The sequence below is a fragment of the Shewanella inventionis genome, assembly GCF_014641855.1.
Taxonomy (GTDB): domain Bacteria; phylum Pseudomonadota; class Gammaproteobacteria; order Enterobacterales; family Shewanellaceae; genus Shewanella; species Shewanella inventionis.
This window is the reverse complement of sequence record NZ_BMII01000010.1, coordinates 111,956-131,600: the sequence shown is the minus strand read 5'-3', so window position 1 is coordinate 131,600 and position 19,645 is coordinate 111,956. Positions and strand designations below refer to the sequence as shown.

The following is a 19,645-nucleotide window of genomic DNA, read 5'->3' as shown; positions in this document are numbered from 1 at the left end:
GCGCAGTACCGCACTTCAGATAATGCCCTCAGTTTCACTGTTCAAAGCTGCAAAAAATGTGGACGTTTGGTTACTGCCTATCTTTGAATGTATCTGTCATCGAGCCTGGTCAGAAATAACAGAAAAGCTAGACTGGGCGATTTGCTATATAACAAGAAACGCTCCAAAGTCACAGCAAAGAAAATCTAAAGAAGACATAACCTTAGATGGGATTTATGTCAGACTTAATGCTTAAGGTCCAGTGTATGATTCTCCTCTATACACTGTCTATATAAGTATCATAAATTCCTAATTTCTAAATTTTTATACTTATTTATTGAATTAAACGTTTGACACTGAATAGTTTTGTTAATAAATTGTTGTGCTTATTTTGTTGGCTAGATTAAGGACAATCGATGCGTTCTTCACTGTTAAAATCACTCACGTTAATTGCTGTATCTCTGTTATCTTTTCATTCTTATGGTGTATCCAATTGGGTTAATTTTGAAGTGATTAATGGTCACATTAATCTTCCTGTGACGATTAATGGTGTAGAAGGTAAGGCTATATTAGACAGCGGCTCTCAAGTTAATGCGATCAATATCAGCTTTATTAATAAAAATAAGCTTGAGTTTTCTAAGGGAAGCAAAGTCGATATTAAAGGTGTTTATGGCACCGAAACTCGCCAACTTTATAACAATGTTAAAGCCAATTTATTTGGTGCTGATCTAGAGTTAGATGAACTGGTTGGTTTACGTTTAGGTCATCATGAGGTGCAGTTATTATTAGGTGCAGGCTTGCTCGAAAAATTTATTTTCCAAATTGATTATCCAAATAACCGTTTAAGATTATTTGAACGTGATTCAGTTGATCTAGCAAAGCTCAAAAACATTGAAATGCAAATTGATCGAGGAACTGGGCAACCAATTGTGAAAGTAAACCTTAATGGCGAAAAGAACGCTTGGCTTATATTAGATACTGGTAATAATAGTGGTTTGTTTTTAAAACGAACTCTGGCTACTGACTCTGATTGGTTAAACTTGTATGGTGCTCAATCTGGTACAGGTTATGGTGTTAATAACATAGCAAATATAGATAACTTTCGCTTACCTGAAGTTAAGTTCGGTCCATTTACTATCGAAAACGTTCAATCTAGTGTACCTGCAGATGGTCAAACTGAGTTCATCTCGGGTCAAGATAGAAGTGATTTGTCGCGCATTAAAGGCAAAAATATTAAAGGACTTGTTGGGTTCGATATTCTTAAACACTTTGTTCTCACCATTGATTATAAAGCTGGCCATATGCATGTAGGACTTCCTGAAGAATCTTAAGTGTCTGTTTATTTAGTTAAAACCAGGCTACTAACTATGGAGTAGCCTTTTTTATTTATTACATGTCACTCCATTCTATTTCCGTGTTGTTAGATTTTAACGTCGTAATTAACACTGAATCATTGCTGATTGTTTACAATTGGAGTAATTACGCACTTTTAGGCAATTAACCCAAGACTATTGCGGCAAAAACACCGATAATTCCCCCTAATTTAGACAAGCTGGCCGTTCGGCTGTGCACGACTGTGGACATATTCAATGGAAATCAAAGTAAATTTTCTCGACAATTTGAGACTCGAAGCCAAATTTGACGACTTTACCGTTACGGCCGACCAACCTATTCGTTACAAAGGTGATGGCTCTGCCCCAAGTCCTTTTGATTATTTTTTAGCCTCGTCTGCATTGTGTGCGGCTTACTTTATCAAGGTGTACTGTAAAGCCCGTGATATCTCAACTGAGCACATCAGACTGTCGCAAAACAATATCGTTGATCCTGAAGATCGCTATAACCAAATTTTTCAAATTCAGGTTGAGTTGCCAGATGATATTTCGGATAAAGACCGTGAAGGTATTTTACGCTCTATTGACCGTTGTACCGTTAAAAAAGTGGTGCAAACTGGCCCAGAATTTAAAATCGAAACCGTTGAAAACCTAGATTCAGACGCCAATGCGATGTTGATGGGGCAACCCGATGGTGACAGCAATACCTATATTTTAGGTAAAGACTTACCGCTTGAACAAACCATTCAAAACATGACTGGGTTATTAGCCGATCTTGGGATGAAGATTGAGATTTCATCGTGGCGTAATATTGTGCCTAACGTATGGTCTTTACATATTCGTGACGCCGCATCGCCTATGTGTTTTACCAACGGCAAAGGTGCCACAAAAGAAAGCGCATTATGCTCGGCATTAGGCGAGTTTATAGAGCGTTTAAACAATAACTTTTTCTATAACGATCAATTTTTTGGTGAAGAGATCGCTAACAGTGAGTTTGTGCATTACCCAAATGAGAAATGGTTTGCGCTTGAAGGCGACGACGCGCTGCCAACAGGCTTACTTGATGAATATTGCCTGGATATTTATAACCCAGATGAAGAGTTATGCGGTTCGCACCTAATTGACACTAACTCAGGTAATAAAGCACGCGGCATTTGTGCGATTCCATACACGCGCCGCTCAGATGGTGAAACGGTTTACTTCCCGTCTAACTTGATTGAAAACTTGTTTTTAAGTAATGGCATGAGTGCGGGTAACAACTTACAAGAAGCTCATGTTCAGTGCTTGTCTGAGATTTTTGAACGTGCAGTAAAACGTCAAATTATTGAGCAAGAAATTGTGCTGCCAGACGTGCCAATGGCAGTGTTAGAGAAGTACCCCAGTATTTTGGCTGGTATTAAAGGCCTAGAAGAGCAGGGTTTCCCTGTTGTGGTTAAAGACGCTTCATTAGGCGGGCAGTTCCCGGTGATGTGCGTTACCTTAATGAACCCGCGTACTGGTGGTGTATTTGCCTCTTTTGGTGCACACCCAAGCTTTGAAGTAGCATTAGAGCGTAGCTTAACTGAGCTGTTACAAGGTCGCAGTTTTGAAGGCTTAAACGATGTGCCCAAGCCAACCTTTAATAGCATGGCGGTAACTGAGCCTGAAAACTTTGTAGAGCACTTTATTGATTCAACAGGGGTTATTTCCTGGCGCTTCTTTAGCAGCAAATTTGATTATGAATTCTGTGAATGGGACTTTAGTGGCACTAACGAGCAAGAAGCTAACGCGCTGTTTGGTATTTTAGAAGACATGGGCCGCGAAGTGTACATTGCTGAGTTTACTGATTTAGGTGCATCAGCATGTCGTATTTTAGTACCTGATTACTCTGAAGTGTACCCAGTGGACGATTTGATTTGGGATAACACCAACAAGGCTCTTAGCTACCGCGAAGATATTTTAAATCTGCATTCGTTAAGCACAAAAGCCCTGTCTAAGTTGGTAAACCGTCTAGAAGAAAGCCAATTAGATAATCAAACCGATATCCCAACTTTGATTGGTATTGTGTTTGATGAAAACACCGTTTGGGGCCAGTTAACCATTATCGAGTTAAAGATTTTGATTTATTTGGCACTAGGTGAGCACGAAGACGCGCTTGAATTGGTTGAAGAGTTTTTGCAGTTTAACGACAATACGGTACAACGCCGTTTGTTTTATCAAGCTGTCAATGCTGTGCTTGAAGTGACCCTCGATGAAGAGTTAGAACTTGAGCACTTTATCGGTAACTTTACCCGCATGTTTGGTAAAGAGGTGATGGACAACGTAGTGGGCTCGGTTAACGGTACGATACGTTTTTATGGTCTGACTAAAACCAGCATTAAGCTTGAAGGTATTGAGCCTCACTTACGCTTGATTGAAAGTTATAAAAAGCTGCATCAGGCGCGTAAAATTAACGCGGCTAAGTAGCGTTAATTGATTCACAAATTAAAGCCCTAATTTTTAGGGCTTTTTTATTGCACTTAGATTGGCCTTCGGGTTATTTAATGACCTTGTTGATAGCCAATTAGCAGGAAAAAGCTTGGTAGGTGGCGTTATTCACTGTGGTTTTAACTGATTAAGATGAAGATTAAGTTTTAGGCAATTTTTTTTGCAGCTGAGCTAAGGTTAAAGGTTTATCAAAGTAGAAGCCTTGGATTAAATGACAACCAAGAGATTGCAGCAAAATGAGTTGCTCTTTTCTTTCTACACCTTCTGCAACAGTGATCATTTTGTATGCATCGCTTATGGCTAAAATAGACTTAACCAGGGTTTTACTTTGCTCATTCACGGTAATGTTATTGATAAAACAGCTGTCTATTTTTAATTCATCGAAGGGCAACATATTTAAATAACTTAATGATGAAAATCCGGTGCCAAAGTCATCGAGTGAGATACAAAAATTGCGTTTTTTCAGTTCAGTTAAAACGTTATATGTTTTCCCTAATTCATTTAGCATGACATTTTCGGTTATTTCTAAGGTGATTCTGCAACGTTGTATGCCTATTTCATCGGTAATCTGAGTCATTGATTCGATAAAATCAGCTGACATAAGCTGATTGGGCGAAATGTTAATTGACACCTTAATTGCATTTGGCCCATTAGGAGAAATGCTTAGTATGTCTTTGCAGGCCTGAGTAAATACAAATAAGCCTATTGGTTTAATGAGCCCTATTTCTTCAGCAATACCGATAAAGTCAGTCGGCGAAATGGTGCCCAGGGTTGGATGTCCCCACCTTGCGAGTGCTTCTACTGCGACTATTTTCTCAGTTGTGGCATCTATTTGTGGCTGGTAAAGCACAAATATTTGCTGATTGCTGAGCGCATCTTTTAACTTGTTTTCGAGTAAATATTTGTATTGCAGTTCTTCATTTAACTGATGATGATAAAAAGTCGTACTCCCTTTTAGTTCAGTTTTAGATTTATAGAGCACTATATCTGCTTTATGAATAAGGCCTTCAGCATGATGGTCATCAGCTGGGTACATGCTGGCGCCAATGCTACATTGGGTCTTTATTTCGTGCCCATGGATGATAAATTTATCTTCAAATAATTGCTGTATTTTTTCGATTTTTAAATAAGCTTCATTAATATGGTTAAGTTGTGGGAAGCAAAATACAAACTCGTCACCTCCAAAGCGTGACACTGTGTCGTTTAAGTCAAACGCATGCTTAAACCTTTGGGCAATAGATTTTAATAATTCGTCGCCTGCGCTATGACCATTGCAGTCATTCACTCTTTTAAAGTCATCAAGATCAATAAACACAACGGCAAGGAGTTGATTGTGTAGTTTTGCAGATTTAATGCCTTCATTTATTTTTTCCATCAATAAAGAGCGATTTGCCAAGCCTGTTAATGCGTCGTGCAATGCACTGTAGTGCAGTTTTTTCTTTGAGTTTTCCAGTGCATTAATGTTCTGTTCAATACGTTGCTGAAAGCGATTAAAGCGACGGGTAATTAAGCTACTGACTATAAGCGACACACCCACCATAAAAAGAGTTGAAAACACACTTAATGATATGATGTTGAATAGTTTTTTTTGATTAAGTGCTTGCGCTTCTTGTTGTTTTATTTCGATGTATCTATTGACATGGCTAGCATTAAAATACGATCCAATGACCCAGTCCCAGCCTTCAATTTTTCTGAGATAGCCTATTTCTGTTTTGCTGTTATTGGTTGTGTTAGCCGTTTGTTTGTTTAATGCCATGAAGCTGCCTTGTGTGATAGCTTCTGAGGCGATTTTTTGCGTTAACGCAGCGTTGGATTGGGTTAACAATGCCAGATTATGTTGTTTGTTCCCATTGGCGAGTATGTTGCCTTGAGTGTCGATGATAAATAAACTTTGGTTTTCAGTGTGTTCAAAATCAATAACCGATTTTAGCAATGATTCTTTTAGATCGTTTTCAATATCGGCAATATATTCTCCCGTGCCGATAAACCAGTCATAGGGCGCGAAATGCTTGCCGAATCCAATTTTTTGATATTCTTTTTGTACAGGTTCTCCCGGTTTTTGGTACCACCAATCGTAGAACGCTTCTCCATTTTGTTGTTTTATTAAGGCTATGTGCTCTCTTAGGATGTATGCTCCCCGAAGATCTTGAGCATCCCAGGCTGAGTCGCCTTCAAGATAGGGTTTGAGTCCATGCAGTATGTTAACTCCATCCATTTGAAAGATAAAAAAGTAACCTCGTCCTTGATAAAACCTAATGGGTCGCAGTGCATCTGTGATTAACTTTGTGACCGTCATTTGGGGTTTGTTTTGGTTGTTGTTATAGATATTCATTGCTATTGCGTGTGCTTCATTCACGCGTTGTTGAGACAAGGTTTTTAGCTCATCGATAACCCCTCTTTTTTTATACAAAATATAGTCGTATGCCTTGTCGGTAGACTGTTTTATGGTGTTTTTATTATTTTCGATAATGTCGTCACGAAGGGATTGGATACTTGCATTGGCTTTGTCTTGATTGTCTTTAATGATAATGACATTGACTGTAATAGCGAAAAATCCGACGACAATACTTGGGGTGTATTTTATGAGGTTAACCAATTTTTTATCATTGAGTATCATCATGAAAACTTAGCAATTCCTTTTAACGTATAAAAAAACAATCCGATAGAGATAACATTTTAGTTATTTAAAATAGTATAGATGTAACCGGTAAGTGTAGCTGGTTATTTTTTGCACGATGCGAATTGTGTTTTTATGGCTAACCTAGCTTTGTTTTGGCTGAATTTGCTTGAGGTTGAAACGGGCTTTGGTTGATGTATGAAGTGAGAGTCAGTCTTGGTTATTACTGTGATGGTTATTGATTGCTACTTTGACTTTTATAGGAAGCCAATTGCTGGGTATGTTTTGTAGCCTTGCTAACCCCCAATAAGCTTTATGGGGATTAACTAGAGGCTATTGAGGTGTATGTGTTTTATTACCATAGTATAAAAACGGACCATCAGAGGTTAATCTGTTTGGTCCGCTTTTTTACATATAGCCTGTAATAAATGGGCTTATTGAGTGTTTAAATAATTATCAACAGCTGTGGCGCGTTCTTCTGCATGTTCGATTAGATCGTCAACAGCATTATAAAAATCGCTGTCACTTTCTAAGAAGGTGTAGCCAGAGACTTCAGATGTGGCATAGGTTTCAACCAGTGCTGAATAGTCGTTGTATTTTGCTTGCATTTTATTGGTTTCAAATGCATCGCTAATGACCTCGAGTAAGTATTCGTTGTAGCGAGCGCGATACACATCATCTGCGTAGATTTTTGCTATCAGCGGCCAACTACTTGAGCTAAGATCTGAGAAGTCTAACGCCAAAGCGCCACCGAGCTTGCCATCTTGAAATGCTTCGTTATTGTCCCATGGGATCCAGGTTAGTTTTGAGGTTTCTGGGTTGTTATATAGGTAGTAGTTATGTGGCATTCTCCCGTATGTATCCCAGTTTTGAATGATGCCATTAACTGCTAAATATTTTAAAAATACGTCTACATCAAATACCGCTTCTAGGTTGGTGCGCCAGGTTGCTGGGTCACTGGTGTAGGTGTCATCATGAAGTGCGGTAAATAACGCTTCAATATCTGACCAGTCTTCTTCATCTTCGTTGGTTTTTTTCTCAAAGTCGTCCTGGTTAAAAGAGCCCTCAACAAACATGGCGCCATCATCTTCAGGCTTATATAAGTTACCTTCGTCGCTTGAGAATTGGGTATCAATTACCGTGTCATCTACTTCTTCAACGAGAGTGTATACGCCAAAATATTCAGGACCGTCGCCATGGTCGATGTACAGGGTATAAAAACCGGTATGAGACACAGCAAGACCTGCGTCTTTAAATACATCCGCCGCGGCTTTTTCGCGAAGCATTGACTCGTCGTTGTAGTTATTTTTTAAACTAAACTTTTTGAAACCGTAAAAACGTTGGTTTTTGATTTGTGGGTAATCATCTTCAAACTCGTCAAAGTCGAGCTTTAAGGCCAATTTTAAAATACCTTGCTGCCAACTGGATTGCAGTGATGAGTTACCTTTAAAACGAATGCCGACTCGGTACCATTGCGTGCCGTTATAAAACACTTCTGCAGGCACAAAAATAGGATCGTCATCATCGACTAAGGTGCTTGAGCTGCTTTTACCAAAGGTACCGTATAGGTCTGTAAGGTTATCGAGCATGCTTTCCCAGCGGTCTTCGGTCACAACAATATCAATTCGCTTTACTTCGGTGTCACTGAAGACTTCATCAAAGTTAGGGTCGACATCGTTGCTGTGAGTTTCGTCAGTCCAATCTGTCGCTTCAAAATCAGCATCATCAACTTCAGTATCAGTATCTGTGCTGGTATCAGTTACTGTTGTGTCTGTGCTAGAAACCGTTTCTGTCGTATCGGTATCACTGTCACTGCCGCCACAGCCGGTAAGCATCAGCAAACTGCCGAGCATAAGTGCAAGTAGAAAAGTAATAGACTGGTTAAATCGTCTATTAGCAGGGGGGATATGATTACTGCTAACCATCAAATTCTCCTAAGTTTTATCTTTTACGTAGTGAGGTCTCAGTTGAATCACTGAAATAAAATAGTTAAAAAGATGTTACTGCTCAAAGGTGTAAAAATTGTGCAGAGAAAAAGGATATATAGAGCAAATTGTGACAAATGACGAAAGGATAAGGCGGGTTTAATTTATTGGCTTTACTTCATCCGCTAAGATCAAATAACACAGATGAGTTTACAGCCATCGTATTTCAGATTTCAGATTAGGGTAGACTGACTTAAGTTACTTATAAAAGGTAGACTGACTTAAGTTACTTATAAAAGGTAGACTGACTTAAGTTACTTATAAAAGGTAGACTGACTTAAGTTACTTATAAAAGGTAGACTGACTTAAGTTACTTATAAAGGCTAGGGGTCTTAAGTTACTTATAAAAAGTAGAGTGACTTTTAAGTGTTATTGCAATAAAAAAACACGGATTTAACTCAGGGAAGGTTTATGAAATTTTCACATTATATTGTTTGTTTAGTGGCTTTTAGCCCTGCTTCTTTTGCCGCCAAATTACCGCCGATTTTAGATTTTTACCCTCTTTGTAGTCCGCAAACTATCGATACTGCCAATGATAAAATGGTTTACGATATTGACCCTGACTTATTGGAATCCTCTCATGGTGATGTATTGTCCCATCGTGATGCATATGTAAAGCAAGCCTTAGTTGAAATACAGCATAAAGCTGCAGCTGCTGGCGCGGATGCAGTTATTATTGATCGATTAACTGTAGGCGGCATTGACCGCAGTCTTGATCTGCAAGATGACAGTAACCGGGTTAAATCCGATACCAAACAAATCCATGTGATTACCGCTGCACAATACGTTAATTTGTGTGACGACACGCAACTTAGCAGCGACCCCACACCGTATAACAGCGAAGGTAAAGCGGTTTCGTATACCCAAACCACTGTTAAGTTGACGATGGCAGAAGAAGGCAATCTGTTAAAAAAAGCGCAAAAACACCAAGCACCTGATGCGCTTATTACAACCGACAGTGCCTATGGCGTTCACATTGGTGGTTCAGTTGATGATTTACAACAAGCATTAGGCCCTCACAGTATTCAGTTGCAACTGGATAATGGCGCAACTGTTTATGGCTACGGACGTAGCTTATGGTTTGTGGTTAAAGACGGTCGTGTATTAATGATTACTCAGGATTTAGGGTTATTAAATGGTCATGGTCAAAACCAAATTGCCTTAAGTGAAAATTATGATAGTGATAATTGGGTGATTGCTGATCAAGTGCATCAAGGTGATGAGCTTAATCGTGTTAAGGCGCATTTACCCCTTAAAAAGCACGGGGATGGCTATAGTATTGCAGGTAAAAATAGTCGCTTATTATTAACCTTTGAAGACTACAAAGAAAACGTGTCTCAAGAGGCGGTTTCTCGCCTGAACAGCTTTGCGGTTTTACCGTTAACAGCAACCGATAAGTATAAAGTTAACTTTGGTAATTTTGATAATATCGACATCACAACATTGCTGACATTAGCATTTAAGCAAGCTTATACCTTGCAACCACAACAGCTCATCAACCAAATCCAATTGACAGATAACGGCCCCAAAGTACTGGTGAATAGCAATGTGTTATTGGGATTTGATAGCCAGGGGGTTGTCAATTCAATCAAAATTACCGAGTCGATGTTTGGCGCACAAACGATGAGTGAATTTAACGCAGTGCTTGCCAGTTACAACTTGCCCGCTATCAAATCTCAATTGTTGGAGCGATACCCAAACGCAGAAGATAATTTTGATAATATTATGCTGACAAAAGGGACTGTGATGTTGTCGATTAATTTTGATTCATACGATGACGATGCACAGTTAATTGATCTCACTTTACAGTTTTAATTGAGATAATCACGAAAGTGAAAGTAGTGTTAATAGTGAAACTGCCAACGATAAAGTGAAGATTATTACGAGTTAATGCGCTAAAGTACCCGCCATTTTTAGTTGATATTGTGCAAGATTGTGCAAATTGTTTTTAGGAACAGAAATGAATATTGAAAATGATGTGATTGATAATTTAGCTGACTTAGAACGCTTTTTACTTTTGGTTGAAAAGGGCGGTTTAGGTTTGCAGGGCGTTACAGGCGTGGGAATGGCCACCAGTAACGCTGATGGCCGTCATTTTGTTGCGGTATTTGGAGATAACCATAAGCTTTTACTTGGCCGCTGGGTTACCCCTGAAATTTTTGAAAGCGGGCAAGATATGGTTAAAAATGGGGTTAAGCCTAAGCATTGATCTCCCCAGGTTTAATCAAGACGAATACCGTTTAAACAAAAAAGGCAGAATCGAAATTCTGCCTTTTTAATGGTTTTGATGCTGCATTGTCCTAGGATTAATGAATAAGATACATTGCTTTGTTTGTCGACAACATCAGCTGTAATCCCTTCGCAGTAGAGTAACGTGCTTTAAGCCCTTGTTCAGATGGTTCACCAATTAAACTTGGACTTCTCCAAATAACATTGCTGTTAACATCGTGTTTTTCAATATGATAATCTGTGTCTTCTTCGCTGAAGTATGCTTGCCCGACTTGAACTGCGACAAAATAGCCTTGGTTACTGCTGGTGGTTTCATCGATAGCAATGCCAAAAATTGAACGCTTGATGGCTCTAGTGTCTTTTTCAACAAGGGTTAAGTTGGCTATTTCGTATGTATAGATATTGCTGTTATTTTCATAATGATCAGTGTTAATACACATCAGTTCTTGTTGTGTGTCACTATCTAGGTTTATTAACGTCAAATACTGGCAGTTTTGATTTATAAACGATTGTTCTGACAGTGAACTCGTGTTTAGTGTTAGTAGGCTTACGGTATTATTTCGGGCCACAATCACGGTTTTTTCATTGATGACAAAGTCGGTAATATTGCTTTCAAAACTGTATTGGGCAATTAGGCTTTGGTCGTCAATATTAACGATTTTGAGTGTCTTGCCGTCGGCATAAATGGCATCTTCAAAACCATCTTGGTTAATATCAAATGCCTTAATCGCGCCAATATCAGATTGACTGCTGGTGGTAGATTGCCAGTGGAAGCTATAGTCAAATAACTGCATGACACCCATCCCTCCGTCGTAATACTCTGTTGTTGGCAGTAGTAAATCGCCAAAGCCGTCGTAGTTATAATCAGTGGTGACGGCATGGAAGCTCCTATCCCAGTTTGAGGATATTTGCTCACTTAATTGGTAAGATCCATCAGCTGCCATTGTCAGGATTCGACTGCCTTGATAGCCGTTTGCGGTTTGCGGTACAAAGAATACGGCTTTTTCATCATTATCAGTGATAGTTGACCAACCTGCACTGCTAAAAGAATCTAATTGAACGGTAGACGGGTTTTGTTTAATGTCGATGGTATTGATACCAATATCAGCCACAAGCAAACGATCTTCGGCAGTGGTCATTGTATCAACGCCCCAATGAAGTTCGTCTTCACCATCATTATCAGAGTCGCCGACAGTTAACGCGCTTACGCTAGAGTGTGGAGTATATTGAGACCATATTTGTGATAGCTCATTACTTGTTAACTTATAAGCATGCACTTCTCCAGACTGACATTCTCCCACCACTAATTCGTCGGCGGCGTCATTATCTAAATTCATGGTATTGATTGAACAAGTATTAGATACTTCAACGGTAGCTAATTGCGATTTATTGATAGCAGAGTAAATACTGACCGTTGACCAGTAATTCCCCCCGGCAATCTCATTAACGCCATCGCCGTTGTAATCACCGGTAGTCAGGACTCGATCTCCGAATGGTGTACTGTTAGCCCACTTGTTTTGCCAAGTTTGAGTATCATAAACCAAACCGCTATTGGTAATAAGTTCAAGACCAGGTTGCAGATCAACATTTGCAAAAATGACTTTCTGAGCATCAATGTTGACCGAAAATAATACATTAGATGGCGCAGACATGCTGATAACACTGAGTAGAGATTCCGTCTCATAAGCATTCACCCCTCGCGCATGCAAATAAGCGATTTCTGGAATGCCGTCACTATCAATATCATCGATTGCTGCGCTGAAAATCGTATCCTCAGTCGAGAATAGTTCGTATGACAACGCATTGAGATCGTTAATCACGCTAATACCGTGTGTTGTAATCAGCACAATATCATCACGATTATCTTTGTTGGTATCAAAAACCAACACTTGTTGTATGGTGCCTTTAGTGGCTAATTTAAATGGATAAAACCAGGTTTGTACGTAATTGCCATTTTGTTCGGTTAAAATAAACACCCTGTTATTATTATCAGTCGACACCAGTTCATTGCTACCGTCACCATTAAAATCTCCCACCCACATTGATTTTTCGTTACGAGGGACTTCAATTCCTGAGCGAGTTAATGGTAAAGGTTTATCTGCGTTTACATCGAGTGAAACCGATGCAGATTCGAGGATATTGCCATTGGAATCGGTAAGAGCAAAAACAAAGTCGACACTTTGTAAGGGGAAAAGATAGTCATTTCCGACTGACCAAGTAACAAGTCCCTGGCTGTCAATGGTCGCGCCACTAGGCCCTGAAATTAACGAGCCAATTTTAGCCGGATCAATATTGTCTGGGTCAGTGAGCAATGCACTAAATTGCACAGTTTGGCCAGATTGTATGTGGTTAGGTAGGTTAACGGCATTAAATTGTGCGGGTGAGTCGTTAATGGTAAAGAAAAAATAATCACTCTCAACTGTATTAATACCGTCGGAAACCACCATTGCCACTTTAACTTCATCCCCATAAACTGCAATGTGAGCTGGCAGAATGTAATTGGTTTGCCCGCTGACTAGCTGGCCATTAATATACCAGCGGTAACTGACAGTGAGTTGATCAAGACTGTTATCTGGATCGAAATAATGCCCTGGTGACACAGTCAGTGGTGTTGTTGTATATAACTGATAATTATTACCGCTTGGCGCATAAACTTCTGGCGGTAATGACATCTTAGCCACATCAACAAGCGGTTTATTTGATAAATTATTGGTGATTAAGTCATTAACAGATGCAAAGTAAGTACCTACATCATCAATGCCATTATTGTCTGTATCTTGGGTATATTTTACCGGGCCATTTAAAAACGCTAGCGTAGACGAATTGGTGCCCTTAACGATGATCTTTCCTTGTTCTAAATTTCCATCTAAAGCATTGGTCGATATGTTGAATTGACCTAAGGTGCTATGAAAATAAGCCCCTGAAATGACCCAATTAAATTGGTTGTTTTGATAGGATTGAGTTTGAGTTACCTGAAAAAGTGCTTGTGTTTGGCCTGAGTAAGTATAAAGAAGATTGGTTTTGATGCTGTTGCTGAATTGATCTGTATTGGGGGTTTCTTGGCTATTAATTCCATAGCTGCCAGTGAGCGATGTTGTGAGACTACCTTCTTTCCAAGATAAATTGTCAAAGTTAAAGCTAAAATTATATTGGCTGTCTGTGTTAGTTTTTAGCGAAAAGGCCATATTACCGTTGACATTATTGCTATAGCCGTCGCTACAATTATTGTAACTTACGGCAAGGTTTCCTGTAAATTGACTGCTTAATTGGCCTTTAAATTTGATACTGCCAGAGGTCGAACATTGGGCAGTAAAATCCACTTTTCCAGAGTTGGTTACATTATAATCAAGTTCTTCTAAATGTAAGTTAGGCAGTAAAACGCCTTCTCCAATAACCACTTTTTTAAACACATGTTGGGTATTTGCGAGGGTTAATGTCGTCAATGATTTGCTGCCAGTGTAGCGCGCGCTGACTAATTGCGATGCCGCGTTCTCTAACTCAATAGCATTATAGTTATTGGCGTTTTTAATAATATCAGACTGTGAGCTGGTGCCTGCTGGATTATCGGGTGTTTCACTGGATGTGTCAGAAGAGTCTCCGCCACCACCACAAGCCGAAAGAGAAAATAAAATCGCAAATGCGAGCGAGGAGCGGGTTTTCGTTAACATTTTTCATCCTTGCACAATGTTGTGAAAATACATTCTTAGAATGTAAATTAATTGTATGATTTTTGTTGTGTATACTAGGGTTTGACCAAATCCTTTGCAATGAAAATTTGCGCTTTAAGCCAGATATTATTATTGCTGTTAAAGGTACTGGCGTCTGGTTCAATAACGGATGGTTTTTTGGGGTATTTAGCTGCTGTGACAAAGGCTTAATGTTATTGATTTATTGTCTTTTAGCAGAGGGCTTTATGTCGGTGATTGTGGAGGGTTCGAATTGCTTAAGGTGAGGCGTAAAAAAGGCAGAATACGATTCTGCCTTTTTTACTCGCTGATTTGAGTTACTTGTCTGAGTTACTTGTCTGAGTTAGTTGAGCCAATTTTATGAATGGCTAAGTCAGCGCCAATAAATTCATGTTCCTGGCTTAAACGTAAGCTTGAGATTTTATTTACCATGCCGTAAACGATTAGACCGCCCATTAATGCGACAACAACACCAGCAACACTACCGACTAATTGAGACATTAAGCTTACCCCGCCAAGGCCGCCCAATGCTTGCTGGCCAAAAATGCCTGCTGCAATACCGCCCCACACACCACATAAACCGTGCAATGGCCACACACCTAAAACGTCATCTATTTTACTGCTACGTTGTAATTTTGTGTATACCCACACAAATAAGCCGCCAGCGACACCGCCGACTATAAATGCACCGACAGGATGCATTAAATCAGAACCGGCGCACACCGCCACTAACCCAGCAAGTGGCCCGTTATGGATAAACCCAGGGTCGTTTTTACCGACTATCAGCGCGATGATCGTGCCGCCCACCATGGCCATTAAACTGTTTACTGCGACTAAACCGCTAATGCCATCGAGTGTTTGTGCTGACATCACATTAAAGCCAAACCAACCCACAACGAGTATCCATGAGCCTAATGCTAAAAAAGGAATATTAGAGGGCGCAAACGCGATACCCGGTTTACGGCCGCGGCGAGCACCTAATATATAGATTGCTACCAAGGCTAGCCAGCCACCCATAGCATGAACCACAACTGAGCCTGCAAAATCATGAAATTGAGCGCCAAACTGACTCTCTAACCACGCTTGAAAGCCATAATTACCATTCCAGATAATCCCTTCAAATAAGGGGTAAACAAAAGCCACTATCATGGCTGAGGCAAATAAGAAGGGCCTAAAACTGCCACGTTCGGCAATACCGCCTGAAACAATGGCAGGAATTGCTGCAGCAAAGGTGAGCAAAAAGAAAAACTTAACTAATTGATAGCCGTTGTCAGCACTTAAGGTTTCTGCGCTCACAAAAAAATGGCTGCCATAAGCGATTTGATAACCAATGACAAAGTAAGCTATGGCTGAAAAGGCAAAGTCCGTAAGAATTTTTACCAGAGCATTAACTTGGTTTTTGTGCCTGACGGTTCCGACTTCTAAAAAAGCAAAGCCAGCGTGCATGGCTAACACCATGATTGCACCAAGTAAGATAAATAAAGTGTTCGCACTTTGTGCAATCACACCAATTGCATCGCTAATATTGTTCATTTCAGTCGCCATGTAAGGATTCTCTTTGGGAATTCATGTGCTTACTAAAGCAAAAGCCATTCCGTTTTTTCGCTATTATTATCAAGTTTCGTTCGTTTATGGTGCAAATGTATGAAAATGTTGCTGAAATGTTTTTGTTTATGCTCGATCGTTGTGCAATAAGTAAGCGTTATTGTGCTGAAAATGGGCCTGAATTTAGTGGAATATATCGAAATGGTACTAACACGGTGCACCAGCGCCTTATTTTGGTGCGGGGTGGTTAGCAGTGATTTAACATGATATTAACCTGTGGTTTAGGTTAATGTAATAAGTAGGTAATCTCAGATAATGATAGTCAATGCGCATCAAACAACCTTTTACCCGGTTAATTTGATTGGCAACAGGCTAACGAGTGACACGAAAATTTACCTTGGTAACGACAGACTAACGTTTTTAGTAAGGGTTTACATGTTGTTTACTGGGTTAGTCACAGCTGAGGTTAGCATTGCTAAGTGTGATGATTTAGGTGGCGTAGTCGCTGTATTTAGGGGGAAGTATGACAAATGTAAGAGTCGCTGGGGTAGGTATGATCCCCTTTTGCAAGCCGGGTCATCATGAGCCTTACCGTGTTATGGCGGCTAAAGCAATAAGGCTTGCATTAACCGATGCTGGGCTTGATGCTAAATCCATTGGCCAGGCTTATGGTGCCTATATTTATGGTGACAGTACCTGCGCACAGCACGCTTTTTATGATGTATGCCAAAGCGGTATCCCTGTTATTAACGTCAATAATAATTGTTCGAGTGGCTCAACGGCGTTGTTTTTGGCTCGCCAAGCAGTGTTGTCTGGTCAGGTTGAGTGTGCATTAGCATTTGGATTTGAAGAAATGCAGCCAGGTGCGTTAGGTTCACACTGGCAAGACAGAGAAAGCCCATTCGAGCGGCTTAATCCTGTATTACAACAATTTAATGCACCACAGGGGCCGATTGCATTACGTGCTTTTGGCGCGGCAGGGCGCCATTATATGGACAAATACCATGTCGGCGCAGAAATCTTTGCTAAGGTGGCTGAAAAGTCACGTAGACATGCCATTAATAACCCGTATTCGATGTTTTCTTCGCCACTCATTTATCAGCAAGTGCTCGACGATAAAGTAATATACGACAATTACCTCACGCGCTTAATGGCGTGTCCGCCAACTTGTGGCGCAGCTGCCACCATAGTATGTAGTGAACAATTTGCTCGCCAACATGGTATTGCTTCTCAGGTAAAAATACTTGCACAATCCATGGCAACCGACACCGAAATATCGTGGCAAGACCCCATTTATGCAGTTGGTAAGGCCATGACTCAACAAGCGGCTCAGCAGGTTTACCATGATGCAGGTATTAGCCCAAATGATATTGATGTGATTGAGTTGCATGATTGTTTTACCCCAAATGAGGTGATTACTTATGAGGCGCTTGGGCTTTGCCCAGAAGGTGGTGCAGCGCAATTTATTGCCGATGGTGACAACACCTATGGCGGTCGGTATGTGATTGGGCCATCGGGCGGTTTGATGTCAAAAGGCCATCCCATTGGAGCAACGGGGCTTGCTCAATGCACCGAATTAACCTGGCATTTACGTGGCCAAGCAGGTAACAGGCAGGTAGAAGGTGCAAGACTGGCATTACAACACAATGTTGGCCTTGGCGGCGCCGTTGTGGTGACCTTATACGGGATTTAGACGAAGATGATGTGCGGTAGCGATACTCAATACAGTGCGACTGTTTCACACTGCATTGGGTGCTATATATTTGATGCGATACTGCTGTTAAGCCGTTTTTTTCGTTTTACCACCAAAAGTGCGGCGACAAAATGTCACTAGGCTGAATGATAAAATGCCGGTGCCAATCAATGACACAAGCGTAATTAATGCCACATAACTGGCTGGCATGTTCAGACCATCGTGAAGTGGGCGTACAAAGCTGGCAACCCTGCCCGATAATGGTCTGTCGCTGTGTTTTAATGCCGACTCGATAACACCCGTAGTATGGTTGATGCTAATGCGGTCGGCTTCTCTTAACCAAACGCCTGGATGTTCATCAAATTGAATCGTAAACATTTGTGCCTTTGGTTTTTGGTTTTCGCCTTGAGGGGCCGCGGTTGGTTTTTTCCCTGGCTTAGTGCGTGGCTTGCTTACTGAAACTAATTCTGAGTTTGGCCACACCTGTTGGGCGTTAGTGAGCTGACTTAACCAATCATTGCCCTGGCTAACCGCAAACGACTGAGCAACAGGCTTTTGATTTAGCGCCCCAGTCCATAAACTGTTGTAAGTAATTAAAAAGCCGCTAACACATAATATAAATAACGGTATTGAGACAAACAGCCCTAATTGAATGTGGCTTTTAAGCAAACTGCTTGAGCGAGTGTTTTTAGGAAATGTTTGTTTTAAGCGAAAGCCATTACGCACTCGCCACCATAAATAAATCCCAATTAATGTGACAATACCGCCAGCCAAAGAGGCCCAAGCATTGATGTATTTACCGCCGTTGTCGATTAAAAAATTACGATGCAACCAAAAGGCGGTTTCATAAAAAGGTAGGTCGAATGAAGCGCGGCTAGCAAGCTCGTTTAACTCGCTGTCTAATGCGATGGCTTTACCGCGCGCAGTGGCTTGAATATAAGGGGTGTATTCTGTGGGAAAACGTACCGTGCTCATTTCAGGGTATCGCTCAAACACCCTTGCTAACGTTTCGGCTTTTTGTTCTAGGGTTAGCGGGACAAAGGTTTGCCCTAAACTGTCAGTGCGTTTTAATAAATCTACGCTGCCTAAATAAACCCCTGTTGTCAGTACAATTAACATTGTAATGCTAATAGTAAAGCCGACCCAGTTATGTATCCATTTTAGTGCCGAAACCATATTCATGTTGTTTGCTCAAATTACATTACAAAAAGCTGATTTTATTGTGCTTTTATATTGTGATGATAGTAAATAGAAATGGCGGCAATGATAATTAATCTCAATTAATTGTTCAATTAAAGAAGTGTAAAGATGGAGATTAACTCAGTAATACAGGGTTCGATATCTTAAGCCTTACTTATCCTATTTGAATGTTTTTTGTTTTAATTAACTGAAGTATATCGCTTAATTTTTATTCTTTCTTTGTTGTACATTTAAATGTGAACGATTGTTCAGAATGTATTTGAGCGATTGTTCAATTTATTGTATAGTTAACGCAATTCAACAGTGTTGTTGCTTAATTAATATTTGATAAGAGAGATCATGATGACTTCATTTACTATTCATACCGTAGAAAGCGCCCCGCAAGAAAGCAAAGCCATGCTTGAGGGTGCTAAAAAACAAATGGGTATGGTACCTAATTTGTTTGGCGTATTAGCCCAATCACCCAGCACATTAAAGGCCTATCAACAGTTGCATCAGGCTTTTTCAGAGTCGTCATTTAACGCAGAAGAACTCACTGTAGTTTGGCAAACCATTAACGTTGAGCATGAATGTACTTATTGTGTTCCTGCGCATACTGCGATTGCCAATTCAATGAATGTTGACCCAGCTATCACTCAAGCATTACGTAACAAAACCGCCTTGCCTAATGCTAAATTACAGGCGCTACACGATGCGACATTAAGCATTGTGCGTAACCGCGGTAATATTTCGGCAGCTGAACTTGAAGCCTTTTATGCCGCGGGTTACGGCCAGCAACAAGTGTTAGAAATCATTTTAGGCCTGTCACAAAAAGTGATCAGTAACTACACAAACCATGTTGCTCATACTCCAACAGATGACGCATTTAAACCATTTGCTTGGAAGTAAGCATAAACAGCGGTTTGCTCGATAAC

Annotated in this window: 11 protein-coding genes and 1 pseudogene; 7 read left to right on the top strand and 5 right to left on the bottom strand. The window is 40.3% G+C overall.

Going from position 1 to position 19,645, the window contains the following annotated elements; genetic code table 11:
- The 3 genes and pseudogenes from IEW93_RS07630 to IEW93_RS07620 form a co-directional block, all read left to right on the top strand.
- Nucleotides 1-235: pseudogene (locus IEW93_RS07630) on the top strand (IS4 family transposase); the annotation flags it as partial.
- 160 nt (nt 236-395) lie between these two features.
- On the top strand, nt 396-1,310 hold the full coding sequence (locus IEW93_RS07625) for an aspartyl protease family protein (RefSeq protein ID WP_188738611.1): 915 nt from the start codon (nt 396-398) through the stop codon (nt 1,308-1,310).
- A gap of 258 nt (nt 1,311-1,568) precedes the next feature.
- On the top strand, nt 1,569-3,755 hold the full coding sequence (locus tag IEW93_RS07620; protein ID WP_188738609.1) for an OsmC domain/YcaO domain-containing protein: 2,187 nt from the start codon (nt 1,569-1,571) through the stop codon (nt 3,753-3,755).
- 160 nt (nt 3,756-3,915) lie between these two features.
- Here IEW93_RS07620 and IEW93_RS07615 read toward each other — a convergent pair whose 3' ends face one another.
- Nucleotides 3,916-6,396 (bottom strand): bifunctional diguanylate cyclase/phosphodiesterase, encoded by a 2,481-nt coding sequence (locus IEW93_RS07615; RefSeq protein WP_188738606.1) that lies wholly within the window; start codon nt 6,394-6,396, stop codon nt 3,916-3,918.
- Nucleotides 6,397-6,827: 431 nt separating this feature from the next.
- Nucleotides 6,828-8,318, bottom strand: a complete 1,491-nt coding sequence (locus IEW93_RS07610) for a CotH kinase family protein (RefSeq protein ID WP_188738604.1) — start codon at nt 8,316-8,318, stop codon at nt 6,828-6,830.
- 471 nt (nt 8,319-8,789) lie between these two features.
- Between IEW93_RS07610 and IEW93_RS07605 the strand changes: the two genes are divergently transcribed.
- Nucleotides 8,790-10,193 carry a hypothetical protein gene (locus tag IEW93_RS07605; protein ID WP_188738601.1) on the top strand — a complete coding sequence of 468 codons (1,404 nt, stop codon included), beginning with the start codon at nt 8,790-8,792 and terminating at the stop codon, nt 10,191-10,193.
- A 145-nt stretch (nt 10,194-10,338) separates the two neighbouring features.
- On the top strand, nt 10,339-10,587 hold the full coding sequence (locus IEW93_RS07600; protein ID WP_188738599.1) for a hypothetical protein: 249 nt from the start codon (nt 10,339-10,341) through the stop codon (nt 10,585-10,587).
- Nucleotides 10,588-10,684: 97 nt separating this feature from the next.
- Here the strand turns inward: IEW93_RS07600 and IEW93_RS07595 are convergent, their stop codons facing one another.
- A complete protein-coding gene (locus IEW93_RS07595) occupies nt 10,685-14,275 on the bottom strand; it encodes an FG-GAP repeat domain-containing protein (RefSeq protein ID WP_188738597.1) in 3,591 nt (1,196 codons plus the stop codon).
- A gap of 348 nt (nt 14,276-14,623) precedes the next feature.
- The gene (locus tag IEW93_RS07590; protein ID WP_188738595.1) at nt 14,624-15,826 is read right to left on the bottom strand and encodes an ammonium transporter; all 1,203 of its coding nucleotides are present in this window, start codon (nt 15,824-15,826) and stop codon (nt 14,624-14,626) included.
- A 535-nt stretch (nt 15,827-16,361) separates the two neighbouring features.
- Here IEW93_RS07590 and IEW93_RS07585 point away from each other — a divergent pair.
- Entirely contained in the window at nt 16,362-17,531 is a 1,170-nt protein-coding gene (locus IEW93_RS07585) for a lipid-transfer protein (protein ID WP_188738592.1), read from the top strand.
- A gap of 87 nt (nt 17,532-17,618) precedes the next feature.
- On the opposite strand, the gene IEW93_RS07580 is transcribed toward IEW93_RS07585, so the two are convergent.
- A complete protein-coding gene (locus tag IEW93_RS07580) occupies nt 17,619-18,713 on the bottom strand; it encodes a PepSY-associated TM helix domain-containing protein (protein WP_188738591.1) in 1,095 nt (364 codons plus the stop codon).
- A gap of 360 nt (nt 18,714-19,073) precedes the next feature.
- Between IEW93_RS07580 and IEW93_RS07575 the strand changes: the two genes are divergently transcribed.
- Nucleotides 19,074-19,619, top strand: a complete 546-nt coding sequence (locus IEW93_RS07575) for a carboxymuconolactone decarboxylase family protein (protein ID WP_188738630.1) — start codon at nt 19,074-19,076, stop codon at nt 19,617-19,619.
- Nucleotides 19,620-19,645: the final 26 nt, after the last annotated feature.

What these genes read in the sequence shown, in the direction of transcription:
- IEW93_RS07625 (WP_188738611.1), top strand. Translation starts at nt 396, where the DNA reads ATGCGTTCTTCACTGTTAAAATCACTCACGTTAATTGCTGTATCTCTG.
- IEW93_RS07620 (WP_188738609.1), top strand. Translation starts at nt 1,569, where the DNA reads ATGGAAATCAAAGTAAATTTTCTCGACAATTTGAGACTCGAAGCCAAA.
- IEW93_RS07615 (WP_188738606.1), bottom strand. Translation starts at nt 6,396, where the DNA reads ATGATGATACTCAATGATAAAAAATTGGTTAACCTCATAAAATACACC.
- IEW93_RS07610 (WP_188738604.1), bottom strand. Translation starts at nt 8,318, where the DNA reads ATGGTTAGCAGTAATCATATCCCCCCTGCTAATAGACGATTTAACCAG.
- IEW93_RS07605 (WP_188738601.1), top strand. Translation starts at nt 8,790, where the DNA reads ATGAAATTTTCACATTATATTGTTTGTTTAGTGGCTTTTAGCCCTGCT.
- IEW93_RS07600 (WP_188738599.1), top strand. Translation starts at nt 10,339, where the DNA reads ATGAATATTGAAAATGATGTGATTGATAATTTAGCTGACTTAGAACGC.
- IEW93_RS07595 (WP_188738597.1), bottom strand. Translation starts at nt 14,275, where the DNA reads ATGTTAACGAAAACCCGCTCCTCGCTCGCATTTGCGATTTTATTTTCT.
- IEW93_RS07590 (WP_188738595.1), bottom strand. Translation starts at nt 15,826, where the DNA reads ATGAACAATATTAGCGATGCAATTGGTGTGATTGCACAAAGTGCGAAC.
- IEW93_RS07585 (WP_188738592.1), top strand. Translation starts at nt 16,362, where the DNA reads ATGACAAATGTAAGAGTCGCTGGGGTAGGTATGATCCCCTTTTGCAAG.
- IEW93_RS07580 (WP_188738591.1), bottom strand. Translation starts at nt 18,713, where the DNA reads ATGAATATGGTTTCGGCACTAAAATGGATACATAACTGGGTCGGCTTT.
- IEW93_RS07575 (WP_188738630.1), top strand. Translation starts at nt 19,074, where the DNA reads ATGACTTCATTTACTATTCATACCGTAGAAAGCGCCCCGCAAGAAAGC.